At 34.4% G+C, this 13942-nt stretch carries 8 protein-coding genes; 7 read left to right on the top strand and 1 reads right to left on the bottom strand.

The window, feature by feature from the left end; genetic code table 11:
* Positions 1-37: 37 nt before the first annotated feature.
* The 5 genes from G9Q29_RS07370 to G9Q29_RS07350 all read left to right on the top strand — a co-directional run bounded on the left by G9Q29_RS07370 (position 38) and on the right by G9Q29_RS07350 (position 9395).
* On the top strand, positions 38-934 hold the full coding sequence (locus G9Q29_RS07370) for an ABC transporter ATP-binding protein (protein WP_166135033.1): 897 nt from the start codon (positions 38-40) through the stop codon (positions 932-934).
* Positions 935-1006: 72 nt separating this feature from the next.
* Complete coding sequence (locus G9Q29_RS07365; RefSeq protein ID WP_166135030.1) at positions 1007-1843, top strand: ABC transporter permease; 837 nt, start codon at positions 1007-1009, stop codon at positions 1841-1843.
* Positions 1844-1855: 12 nt separating this feature from the next.
* Positions 1856-3961: a choice-of-anchor L domain-containing protein gene (locus G9Q29_RS07360; protein ID WP_166135027.1), complete on the top strand. Its 2106-nt coding sequence runs from the start codon at positions 1856-1858 to the stop codon at positions 3959-3961.
* Positions 3962-3985: 24 nt separating this feature from the next.
* On the top strand, positions 3986-8935 hold the full coding sequence (locus G9Q29_RS07355; RefSeq protein ID WP_166135024.1) for a T9SS type B sorting domain-containing protein: 4950 nt from the start codon (positions 3986-3988) through the stop codon (positions 8933-8935).
* 103 nt (positions 8936-9038) lie between these two features.
* On the top strand, positions 9039-9395 hold the full coding sequence (locus G9Q29_RS07350) for a hypothetical protein (RefSeq protein WP_166135020.1): 357 nt from the start codon (positions 9039-9041) through the stop codon (positions 9393-9395).
* Positions 9396-9860: 465 nt separating this feature from the next.
* Here the strand turns inward: G9Q29_RS07350 and typA are convergent, their stop codons facing one another.
* Positions 9861-11657 (bottom strand): translational GTPase TypA, encoded by a 1797-nt coding sequence (gene typA, locus G9Q29_RS07345; RefSeq protein ID WP_166135017.1) that lies wholly within the window; start codon positions 11655-11657, stop codon positions 9861-9863.
* A 164-nt stretch (positions 11658-11821) separates the two neighbouring features.
* Between typA and G9Q29_RS07340 the strand changes: the two genes are divergently transcribed.
* Positions 11822-13537: a PAS domain-containing sensor histidine kinase gene (locus G9Q29_RS07340; RefSeq protein WP_166135014.1), complete on the top strand. Its 1716-nt coding sequence runs from the start codon at positions 11822-11824 to the stop codon at positions 13535-13537.
* Positions 13537-13938 (top strand): response regulator, encoded by a 402-nt coding sequence (locus tag G9Q29_RS07335; protein WP_166135011.1) that lies wholly within the window; start codon positions 13537-13539, stop codon positions 13936-13938. The genes G9Q29_RS07340 and G9Q29_RS07335 overlap by 1 nt, the downstream gene beginning before the upstream one ends.
* The last annotated feature ends 4 nt before the right edge of the window (positions 13939-13942 follow it).

The following is a 13942-nucleotide window of genomic DNA, read 5'->3' as shown; positions in this document are numbered from 1 at the left end:
CTATTTCGTCCTACTTTAAAACTAAACAACGAAACCTTTGAAACCTATCCTTACTATTGAAAACCTCAACAAGCGCTACGGCTCCGTTCAAGCACTCAACAATGTTTCCTTTACCATTCAAAAAGGTAATGTATACGGAATTCTTGGTCCGAACGGAAGCGGAAAATCAACAACACTAGGTATTGTACTAAATGTGGTCAACAAAACTTCAGGCCAATACAGTTGGTTTGGTGGAAGCATGGCTACGCATGATGCCTTAAAAAAAGTAGGTGCCATTATTGAAAGACCTAACTTTTACCCCTACATGACAGCACAAGAAAACTTAGAACTTGTGTGCAAAATTAAAGGTATAAACTACGCCAAAGTTCATGAAAAGCTGGAACTTGTTGGATTACTAGAGCGTAAAAATAGTAAATTCAGCACCTTTTCATTAGGGATGAAACAGCGATTGGCAATAGCTTCGGCTTTATTGAACGATCCCGAAATTTTAATTTTAGACGAACCTACAAACGGTCTCGATCCTCAAGGAATACATCAAATTCGAGACATTATAAAAGTAATTGCTGCGCAAGGAACCACAATTTTACTTGCCTCACACCTACTTGACGAGGTCGAAAAAGTATGCACACATGTCGTTGTGTTAAGAAAGGGCGTGATTTTATACACTGGTTTAGTAGATGGAATGGCTGCAAACGAAGGCTTTTTTGAACTGCAAGCAGCAAATAACGAACAATTGCAAAATGCACTTGCACAGCATCCCGCAGTACAAAAATGTAATATTGAAAATGAAAAAGTTTTGGTTTATCTAAAAGAGCCACTTGAAGCCAAAGATTTGAATCAATTTCTGTTTGAACGCCAAATTGTATTACAGCATTTGGTAAAAAGAAAAAACAGTCTCGAAGAACAATTTTTGACGCTTACTAGTCAAAAATAACAACATTTTTCCAAATCAAGGTGGAGCATCTGCCTGAGCCAAACAATTAATTTCGTATTAAAACTACAATCCATGAAGAGACTTCTTACTATCGAACTACAAAAAATATGGAAAAATAAAGCCAGTAGAGTACTAACCCTAACTTACTTTATCTTACTCACCTTTATAGCCCTTATTGCCTCTATCAAATTTGATATCGGTATTTTCAAATTCCATTTAGCCGAAATGGGCATTTTTAATTTTCCTTTTATTTGGCATTTTAACACTTATATAGCTGCGATTTTAAAATTATTCTTAGCGATAGTAATCGTATCAATGATGGCCAACGAATACAGCTATGGTACACTGAAACAAAATTTAATTGACGGAATGAGTAAAAAAGAATTCATTCAATCTAAGTTTTTAACGGTGCTATTATTCGCCACTTTATCAACTCTTTTTATTTTTATACTTTCATTAATTTTAGGATTTAGCTTTTCGTCCTATACTGAATTTGGAATTGTATTCTCTGATTTAGAGTATCTTTTAGCTTATTTTGTAAAATTAATTGGATTTTTCTCCTTCTGTTTATTCCTTGGAATCTTAGTAAAACGCTCTGCTTTTGCGCTTGGTTTTTTGTTTGTTTGGAATATTATTGAAGGTGTTATCATCGGTATTTTAACCTTTAAAATTTTCCCTCAAAGCGATACCGCTGCAAAAATTACGCAATTTTTACCCTTACAATCAATGTCTAATCTGATTGTTATGCCTTTTACACGATTATCGGTTGTTAAAAATTTAGGTAATCAAATAGGAGTTGAAAACACTAATAGTTATGCTGTTGAACCAAGCGCAATAGTAATAGTATTGGCTTGGACTCTGATTTTTATATACTCTTCTTATCGATTGTTAGAAAAAAGAGATTTGTAGTACCTTTACGGGATGAAAAATCCGGTTTTCAAATTTACATTATATACATTAATTGCTTGTGCTAGTTGGTTTTCGAAGGCACAAGCAATTCGTGTTGATGACACTTTTACAGCCAACCAATTAGTTCAAAATGTACTCACAAACAGTTCGTGCATTGCAACTCAAAATGCTAATGCTACGGGTGATGATTTTTCAGGAAGCAAAAAAAGTTATGCCTATTTTAATGCCAATGGGAGTAACTTTCCGTTCAAAGAAGGAGTAATTCTAAGCACATCAAGCAGTCAAAATGCGGCTGGCCCTTACACCAATAGTGAAGGTGAAGGAGATTTACGATGGTTAGGTGACCGAGATTTACAAATAGCTTTAGGCAGGAACAATACCATAAATGCCACAGTGCTCGAATTCGATTTTACCGCCTTAACCAATACCATTAGCTTTAATTATTTGTTTGCTTCAAACGAATATCAATTGTATTTTCCTTGTGAATTTTCAGATGGTTTTGCTTTTTTAATCAAAGAAGTAGGTAGCACGGAGCCTTACCGAAATATTGCCACCATTCCAAATACAACTATTCCAGTTTCATCAACCAATATCAGACCTTTTACTCCCGCTTTTAACAATGGAATCATATCTAAACCGAGTTGCGAGGCAATGAATCAGCAGTTTTTTGCCGGTTTTAACACTACCTCAAGCCCGATTAATTACAGTGCCCAAACCGCTATTTTAAATGCAAAAACAACAGTAGTTGCAGGAAGAAATTATCACATAAAACTTGTGATAGCCGATGATTCAAATGAATTATTCGATTCGGCAGTGTTTATAGAGGCGGGAAGTTTTCAACCGCAAATCGATTTAGGACCTGAACAAACTGTTTGTAACGGGGAATCAATAGTTTTAGATACAGGATTTAGCGATTTAAGATATCAATACCAATGGTTTAAAGATGGAACAACTGTACCTATTGCAGGTGCCAACAACCCAACTTTCCAGGCCACTGATGCGGGAGAATATACTGCAAAAGTAACGCTCAACGGCTCTGGAATTACTGCTTGTGTAGCAACAGGCAATACAAAAATCAGCTATAAACCAGCACTACGCACCACGCTAATGCAATGCGGAGATAGTGGCAATCAAGCATTTTTTGATTTATCAAGCGCTACTAATGATTTAAGAATTTCAGAAAGTAGTATCATGACCTTTTATGAAACCTTTGCTGATTATCAACAAAAGCGAAATCCTATAACTAATCTAAAAAATTATTACTCCTCAACAACAACAATTCATGCTCGTATTTCAAGCCCACAAGGTAGTTGCCAGGACTATGCTGCAGTGCAACTCACTGTTTTAGCACTAGACTCAAACTTGCCAACCATAATCTTGTGCGATAATGATGCGATTCAAGATAGTATTATGACTTTTGATCCCGAAAAAGTATTGAGTCCAAAAATTTCTCCTAGTACGGTAGTTGCGACAAGCAAACTAACATATTATTACAATCAAGAAGATGCTGCTATGAAACGTAATCAGCTCAACAATAATTTCACCACAACCACTAATCCGCAAATTCTTTATGTTCGTGTAGAAAACAATGCTAATTGTTCGGGCATTTACCAAATTGCGGTTGCAATTCAGCCGTACACAAATGCATCTATTAATCTAATAGAAACTATCATGGTTAGTGATTTTTCTAATAACAACACTGCTATAATCAACACCATCCCAACGGGTAATTATGAGTATTCTATTGACGGCATAGCTTTTCAAAGTAGCTCCACTTTTTCAAGTTTGTCAGCTGGTAAGTACGTTGCCTATGTTCGAGATATAGAAAATTGTACGATCGATTCGCGTCAATTTTTAGTATTAGATTATCCCAAATTTTTCACTCCAAACGGTGATGGTTTTAATGATACTTGGTTCATTAAAAACCTTGATTTATACCCAAAAGCTAATCTTTCAATTTTTGATCGCTACGGAAAATTACTCCGCGAAGTTTCAGGGATTAATGCTACTTGGAACGGAATTTATAATGGCCAACTTTTACCAGCAACTGATTACTGGTTTCGATTGGTTTTAGATCAAGACAACATCATAAAAGGGCATTTTTCTTTGAAAAGATAAATTTTTATTTGCTATTTTTAGCGCATGAAAAAAACATTACTCGCTCTCTTTCTGTTACTTTCGGTTGCTACATTTGCACAATTTAGTAAAACACATTACATACCGCCCTTGTCAGGCTCAGATTTAATTGCTGCTCAAGATCAGTTTCTATATATCTCTACACCAAGTACAACTCCCGTTAAAGTAAAAATTAACGCTATTGGCGCTGGTACTACTGAAATCACCGTATCTAAAAATGCTCCAATTGCTTATAATGTGGGGTTTGGTACGGATACCCAGCTACATGCCAGCCCAAGTTTACTCAATATGCCACTATCAAATAAGGGTTTTATTATTGAGGCCGAAAGTTTGATTTATGTTGCGGCAAGAGTATTAGCAGGCGGAAATAATCAAGCGGGTTCACTCGTATCTAAAGGACTTTCTGCTATTGGACAAGAATTTAGAGTTGGTGCATATGTTAATACTAGAACAACCAATAATGCAGCTTTCCGCTACACTTTTATATCTGTATTAGCTACAGAGAACAATACTGTAGTAGAATTCGATGATATTAAAGAAGGGGTAACTTTAGTAGGAAATCCAACCGTAGGCAGCACACCGCCTAGTGTAACCCTAAATAGAGGTCAAAGTTATATCATAGCAACCGAAGACACTAGTTTAGCCAACAAAGATGGTCTAATAGGTGCCTTAGTTAAGGCAGACAAACCCATAGTAATGAACTGCGGATCTTTTGGAGGAACTAATGGAGAGGTAAATGGAAACCTAGATTTAGGTTTTGATCAGATTGTGCCAGCATCTATAGTAGGACAACAATATATTTTTGTTCGTGGTCCTGGGCTGAATGTTACAGAGCGCCCACTTTTGGTTATACATGAAAATAACACAGATATATATTTAAACGATAGTACCACTCCTTTTAATACCACACCATTAAATGCTGGTCAATATGTTATTCTTGATGGTACAAACTATTCTGCCAATGGTAGTTTATATGTTCGAGCTACCAAAAAAGTTTTTGCATACCAAAGCGTAGGTGGCTCAACACAAGCTAATCAAGAGCTTTTCTTTGTACCAGCTATAAATTGTTCTACTCCCAATATTGTAGATAATATTCCATTAATTGAAGAGATTGGATCAAGAACATTCACTACAAATAGTGGGCTAAACATTGTAACTGAAAAAGGAGCAACTATTGAAATTGCGATCAATGGAATTCGTCAGCCAATTGGCGTTTCACCCCGAGACGTGGTTGGTAATCCTGGCTTCGAAACGTATTCCTTGTTTGGATTAACGGGCAACATAGGCGTTTTTTCGACAAAACAAGTATATGTTTCGTACTTTGGTTCTAACAGTGCGGCTACTTACGGAGGTTACTACTCAGGCTTTGATATTAAACCCGAAGTTATTAGTGAGGGAATTACTGCGACTGGCTCCAGTTGTATACCAAACGTAACACTCCGTGTGAGTTCGCTTTCCTCTTATGATTCATTTGAATGGTTTTTCAATAATACGCCAATTCCAAATTCAAATTTCAATTTCTATAGGCCAACCCAACCCGGTTATTACCAAGTAAAAGGTAGTATTTCAGGTTGCTCATCACCACCTGTTTTATCTGATTTAATACCAGTTAGCGCATGTACCACTGACATGGACAATGATGGTACAAACGACAATATTGATATTGACAACGATCAAGACGGCATTACAAATTGTACGGAGTCCTACGGAAACATTAGTATTGATACTAGCAATCCATTAAGTGGATCTATAGCTATTGGCAATTACTCCAACTCTTTTACAGCGTCTACTAACACATCATCAACTTCAAGTTTAACGCCACTTTCAGGAAAAAATGATGGAAGTTTTGTCTCTGAGGTACCTGCTGGAAAAGGAAATTTTGTAACCTATATTACTAACTTTAATAAACCAATGACAGTTGGTATTAGGTATGTAAAAACGGCAAATAGTTCTGATTTAATGAACGCCGATGCGGAATACATAATTAACTCAGAAGTAAATAAAAACATTACAGTTTTAAACCCTACAGATCAACTTTTGATTGACACGAACTATGATGGTATTTATGAAAGTGGTGTCGCTGAATTTTCGTCTTTCGAAATTCGATTTCGTGTAAAGAGCAATACACCTTTAGCAGCAGGTACTGGTACTTTTCAGTTTTTAACTAACTTAGCCAATTCAATCAAATTCACCCACAAGAATTTATCAGATAGTAATATCAATAAATCTACATTTGAATTATTTGCCGTTTGTGTTCCAAAAGATTCAGATGGCGATGGTACAGCGGATCAATTGGATGTTGATAGCGACAACGATGGTATTTCAGATGTAATCGAGGCACAAAACAATACTTTCAAACCTATTGCCAATACTGATATCAATAAAAATGGTTTAGATAATGCTTTTGAACCAGGTTTTACTCCTTTTGATAAGGATCAAGATAGTATTCCTGATTATTTAGATTTAGACAGTGATAATGACGGAATTCTTGATGCTGTAGAAACTGGAAACGACCTAGATGCTGATGGTGTTCGCAATTTCAGAGATTTAGATAGCGATAAAGATTTATGTACCGATGTCATTGAAGCAGGCTTCATTGATTCAAATAATGACGGTTTACTTGGTGGTACGCCTATTTTGGTAGACCCAAATGGTATAGTTACAAGCGGAACTGGATATACATCTCCAAATGCAAACTATTTGATTGCTGCGCCAATTATTATTAACACTCAACCATCAAACACTGTTGTTTGCGACCAACAAGATGCTTCTTTTACTATCGATGCAATTGCAATTTCTACATATCAATGGGAAGAATCTATAGATGGTGTAAATTGGACAACACTGACAAACAATGCTGTTTACTCTGGTGTAAACACCGCTACGATTACTATTAACAATGTAACAAATAGTATGAATAACAATAAATACAGAGTGTTTTTAAACAGAAATGGAAACTCTTGTGGATTGTATTCTGCTACTGCAAATTTAGTTGTAAATGCTTTACCTACAATCACAAATGCAATCACATTAGTGCAATGTGATGACGATACCGATGGCAGCTCAACGTTTAACTTAACACAAAAAAACAATCAAATTTCAACTAATGCTGCAAATGAGGTTTTTACTTATTACACAAATGCAACAGCAGCAGCATCTAAAAACAATACCTTTTTAATTACAAATCCAATTGCTTATACTACAACAAACACAACAGTTTACGCAAGAATAGAAAATGCAAACGGTTGCTTTAGAGTTTCAACAATGACTTTAGAAGTTTCGGTAACACAAATTCCGAGTTCATTTAAAATCGACGATTTTGTCCAATGTGATGATTATGTTGATGCCACCAACAACGATAAAGATGGAATTGCAACATTTAACTTTAGTTCTGCTACAGCAAAAATTGTAAACGTACTGCCACCTGGAGGCAATTACACTATAAAATACTATAAAAACGAAGCCGATTTTTTTGCAGAAACTGACACAAACGGAAATTCATTAGAAATTCCTGCTGCTTCAATTTCAAATTATAGAAATAGTGGTTATCCAAATAATCAAACTATCTGGGCACGAGTTGACAGCACAATTGCGAATGACTGTTATGGTTTTACGACTTTTAACTTAGTTGTAGAAGCGCTACCAACTCTAAATGCTGTTGGAACAAATAACATGATTAGAGCTTGTGACGACGACCAAGATGGCTTTTTAGTTTTTGACACCTCTACGTTAGAAACTGATCTTTTACAAGGCCAAACCAATGTAACGGTTTCGTATTTTGATGCAAATGGTAATACATTACCTAGCCCTTTTCCGGCAACATTTAGAACTCCAACACAAACCATTCGCGCAGTTGTTACCAACAATACAGCTACTAAATGTGAAGATGAAACTACAATTTCTTTTGTAGTTGACAAACTTCCACAAGCTTTTACCGTGCCATCTGCAGTAACAACAGCATGTGATGACGAAGTAAACCCATTGTTGCAAGACGGGCAGTTTGCATTTAACACAAGTGGGATTGATCAAATCATTAGAGGAAATCAAACAGATATAACGTTAACCTATCTAGATCAAAATGGAGTAGCATTAACTAGTCCATTGCCGAATCCTTTTATTACAAAATCACAAGAAATCACAGTAGTAGTTTCTAACAATCAAAACACGACTTGTACAGCCACTACTGTATTGCGTTTTGTTGTAAATCCGCTACCACCAATCGACCTAAATTCAGATGGTGCAGATGATCAGCTTGTATGCTCAAACATCCCTACATTTATGGTAGAACTTAATGCGGGATTACAAAATGGTTCATCAACTACTGATTATAATTACAAATGGTTTAAAGATAATGTACTCCTACCATTAGAGACTAATTATACTATAAAAGTAAATACAGCGGGAACTTATAGTGTAGAAGTTGGTACTGCTCAAGGATGCTCTAGAACGAGGATTATCAAAGTAACAGCTTCAGACATTGCAACAATAAACAACATCGAAATCGAAGATCTTACGGATATAAGTACTGTAATCATTAAAGTAAGTGGCTCAGGTGATTATCAATATAGTATTGATGATAGCGATAGTCTTTTCCAGGACAGTAATGAGTTTACCAATATTCCGCCTGGTATTCATGAAGTATATGTAAGAGACAAAAATGGCTGTGGTGTAGTTAGGAAAATAATTGCAATAACTGGAGTGCCAAAGTATTTTACTCCAAATGGTGATGGATATAATGATTACTGGAATGTGAAAGGAATCAATAGCGAATTTAATCCCAACACAATCATTTATATTTTTGACCGCTACGGCAAATTAATCAAACAAGTAATTCCTACAAGTCAAGGCTGGGATGGAACTTTTGCAGGACAACCTATGCCATCTGATGATTATTGGTACACTGTAAAACTACAAGACGCTCGCGAGATAAAAGGGCATTTTAGTTTAAAAAGATAATACTTAAAACTCTTTAAACTAAAAGCTATTCACGATTTAAAGTAATAGTTAGTTGAATATAAAGACGGACTACTACTTTAAAAAGTGTTATAAAAAAATAAATATGAAGAATTATATCAAATATCTCGCAATGTTTATATTGATTTTAGGATCAATGACGAGTGAGTGTTTCGCTAATTCTGAAATCAGCTCTAGTTCCTATTATCAAGGCTTAAATCTCAAAAAAAGCAGTGAAGCAGAAAATCTAAAAGGAACAAAATTTCTTTTTGATACAATTCATGATGTAAAATCAAGCTTCAAAATTAGCTTGGATATTAATCCCAAGTATCTTAACCCAGCTGATGCTACATATGTTACCAAATTTAAATTACAGAGTGAATTGTTTCAAATATTGAAACCTGTTCGGTATCAAAAACTATATCTAAAAGCATTATTTGATTTCACTAATTATACCCTTTAATTCCAAACATAGTTTGAAATTCATTTTTAAATCTTTTATATGATTTAAGAAAATAAAAAGGTGTGTAATGTAACGAAATAAAAATGCGTAAACTTAAAAATACAAATAGTCTAACTACTTGTAAAAGAATAATTACTGGAATAAAAAAGAAATCAATTGTAATACTTACTTCAATAATGCTAGGAATTGCGATGGGGTTTAATGAAAATGAAAGCGTACTTCATAAAAACTCAAAACAAACCGAGTGGCAAAATAAAAAAGAGTGAGAATTTTAAAAGATAATTCAAGTTTATTCTGATTATTTACCTTCTTAAAAGTAGATTCTCTCTTACTCTTGATGGGAACGGCATCCTTTTATAACACCCCTTTTTTGGGGTGGTATAAAAGATATAGTGTACAGCAGGATTAGGTCCAAAAAAAAACCATCAACTTACGCTGATGGTTTTTATATACAATTCAAATAAATTAGATTTTAAATCTTTTTCTTTCTGTTTCTGTTAAATATATTTTTCTTAAACGAATAGATTTTGGTGTAACCTCTACATATTCATCTTTTTGAATGTATTCTAACGCTTCCTCTAATGAGAAAATAATTGGAGGGATGATTCTAGCTTTGTCATCATTTCCAGATGAACGTACGTTAGATTGTTTTTTCTCTTTCGTTACGTTTACACACATATCGTCTCCACGAGAGTTTTCACCAATTACTTGACCTTCATAAATTTCAGCATTTGGCTCTACGAAAAACTTACCACGATCTTGTAATTTATCGATAGAGTAAGGAATTGCTTTTCCTTTTTCCATAGAGATTAATGAACCTTTGTTACGTCCAGCAATTTCTCCTTTGTAAGGCTCATATCCAATAAAACGGTGTGACATAATAGCTTCACCAGCAGTTGCAGTTAACAATTGGTTACGTAAACCAATGATTCCACGAGATGGAATATTGAATTTTACGATCATACGGTCACCTTTGGTTTCCATACTTAGCATTTCACCTTTACGTAATGTTACGAACTCAACCGCTCTACCTGATAGATTTTCTGGCAAATCAATAGTTAACTCTTCAATTGGTTCACATTTTTTACCATCAATTTCTTTGATGATAACTTGTGGTTGACCGATTTGTAATTCGTATCCTTCTCTTCTCATTGTTTCAATAAGAACAGATAAGTGAAGTACACCACGACCAAAAACCATGAATTTATCAGCAGAATCAGTTTCACCTAACTTCATAGCTAAGTTTTTCTCCAATTCTTTTGTTAAACGCTCTCTAATATGTCTTGATGTTACAAATTTACCCTCTTTACCAAAGAAAGGAGAGTCATTAATTGTAAACAACATACTCATTGTAGGCTCGTCAATATCAATGGTTTTCAAACCTTCAGGGTTTTCATGATCAGCAATAGTATCGCCAATTTCAAAACCTTCAACACCAATAATAGCACAGATATCTCCAGCGATAACCTGCTCTACTTTTTTACGACCAAGACCTTCAAAAGTATGTAATTCTTTGATACGAGATTTAGAAATACTTCCGTCTCTTTTTACTAACGAGATTGGCATACCTTCTTTCAAAACACCTCTTTCAAGACGACCAATAGCAATACGACCTGTAAAAGCAGAGAAATCTAAAGATGTAATCAACATTTGTGGAGTTCCTTCAGAAACTTTTGGTGCTGGTACGTTTTGGATTACCATATCTAACAATGGCTCAATATTTTGTGTTTGGTTTTCCCAGTGATCAGACATCCAGTTATTTTTAGCTGAACCGTATACGGTAGGAAAATCAAGTTGCCATTCTTCAGCTCCTAATTCAAACATCAAGTCAAAAACTTTTTCATGTACCTCCTCAGGAGTACAGTTTTCTTTATCAACTTTATTGATTACAACACAAGGCTTCAGACCTAAATCAATTGCTTTTTGTAATACAAAACGGGTTTGTGGCATTGGCCCTTCAAACGCATCTACAAGAAGACATACACCATCTGCCATGTTCAATACACGCTCTACCTCACCACCAAAATCGGCGTGACCAGGAGTGTCAATAATATTGATTTTTGTTCCTTTATAAGTAACCGATACGTTCTTAGAAGTAATTGTGATACCTCTTTCACGCTCTAAATCGTTATTATCAAGAATTAGATCACCTGTGTTTTCGTTGTCACGAAATAGTTGACAGTGATACATAATTTTGTCTACCAAAGTAGTCTTACCGTGATCGACGTGAGCAATAATTGCAATGTTTCTAATAGATTCCATCTGTGATTTTTAATGGGTGCAAAGGTACACTTTATTTTGATATAAAAAATATTTATCCAATAGTTTACATATACTTAACTCATTACGAGCAAAAATCAACTGATTAAAGAAATAAGTTGAATGCGAAACTTACTAGTTAATTAATTATTATTTATATTTGAGTAATGAAAAGCAAAACCAACCAAGTCACACTCATTTACATCATCATTTCCCTTTTTGTGGCAATTGTTAGCTACAAAATTGCTTGGCATTGTATTCAACCACAACACCTCTACCTGTACTCCTTTGCTAAAGATTTCGTTTTTATAATACTAACTGGAGTTCTTTTTCGATATATTTTGGTTAAAAATGACAATCGTAATATTGCAATTTTCAAACAGTTAAAAAAAACAAATGACGAAATAAAAGAGTCAAACGAAAAATATGATATTGTAGCCAAAGCAACTAGCGATACGATATGGGACTGGACTCTTGAAGACGATAATTTTTTATGGAATAAAGGAATTGAATCGGTATTTGGCTACGAAATTAATGAGGTCGGAAACACATCTACTTGGTGGTTCGACAAAATTCATCCTGAAGACAGTATCAAAATGTCGATAAGACTTTACTCTTTCATTGAACAGAAAACCGAGAAATGGCAAGATCAATACCGCTTTAAATGTGCTGACAACACATATAAATACGTATTAGACCGCGGTTTTTTAATTAAAGATGAATCTGGCAAAGTAATCAGAATGATTGGAGCCATTCAAGACATAACCAAACAGAAGGAAGAAGAACAAAGACTCAAACTCTTAGAGACTGTCATTACACAATCAAAAGATTCTGTTTTAATTACTGAAGCAAAATCAGATAAAAATCAAATTCCAAACATCATATACACGAATCCTGCTTTTAGCCTAATGACAGGATACACAAGCGAAGAAATGTTTGGTCAATCGCCTGATTTTTTCAATAGTCCAAAATCAGATCTAGAAGCATTACAAACTATTTTAAACGCCATTGACAAAAAAGAAGAATGTTTAATTGAAACAGTAAGCCTCTCTAAAAACAAAGAAGAATATTGGATTCGCCTTTCAATGATACCTATTTTTAACACCGAAAACGAAATATCTCATTGGATTTCTATCCAAAGAGACATTAGTGAAGATAAAAAACGTGAAAAAGAAAAAGAACAATTAATTAGAGAATTAACTCAAAACAATAAAGACTTAAAGCAGTTCTCCTACATTACATCGCACAATTTAAGAGCTCCATTATCCAACCTAACTGGCTTACTCAATTTACTAGAAGACATACCAATTGAAAATCAAGAACTACAAGAAATTCTTGCGGGATTCAGCAAATCTACCCACCAACTAAACGAAACCATCAACGACCTTGTTAAAGTTATCATTATTAAAGATAATCCTTCCATTAAAAAAGAGGACATTCAAATTGCTGAAATATTCGAAAATGTATTCAATCAACTCTCTTTTCAAATTGAATTATACAAGCCAATTATAAAGTTAAACTTTGCAAATGTTTCTATAATAAACACCAACAAAGCATATATTGAAAGTATTTTGTTAAATTTACTTTCAAATTCTATTAAATACAAATCAGAGAACAGAAAATTAAAAATCACAATAGCTTCGCAAAAAACTGACGAAGGCATTTTATTGCTATTTAAAGATAATGGAATTGGTATCGATTTAGAACAACACAGAAACAAAGTATTTGGCTTATATCAAAGATTTCATAATTACCCAGATAGTAAAGGACTTGGTTTATACTTAGTAAAATCGCAAATAGAAACGATGGGAGGATCAATAGAAATTGAGAGCGAAGTAAACAAAGGAACTACGTTTACATTAATATTTAAAAATAAAAACTAATGTTAAATCAAATTTTATGTATTGATGACGACCCCATTACTCTTATGCTATGCAAAAAAGTCATAGCCAAATCTAACTTTTGCCACGAAATCATAACATCATCTAACGGAGAAGATGCACTACAACACTTCGCCACAATGAAAGAAAACATAAGCATTACGCGTCCCGACCTCATTTTTCTTGACCTTAACATGCCTATTATGGGTGGATGGGAATTCCTGAATTTTTTCAAAAAAACAGATTTTTCAGAATTCAAAACAATTAAAGTGGTAGTACTATCATCAACAATTGATCCCGAAGATTTAGAAAAATCAAAGCAATACGAAATGGTTATCGATTTTTTACCAAAGCCTATAAGTACGCAAATGCTAATCTACCTATCTGATAAAATGGGTTTTTAATTTA

Source organism: Flavobacterium turcicum, assembly GCF_011365745.1.
In the GTDB taxonomy this organism is placed as follows: domain Bacteria; phylum Bacteroidota; class Bacteroidia; order Flavobacteriales; family Flavobacteriaceae; genus Flavobacterium; species Flavobacterium turcicum.
Note: the sequence above shows the minus strand (reverse complement) of the source record. Positions and strands in the feature narration are given on the sequence as shown.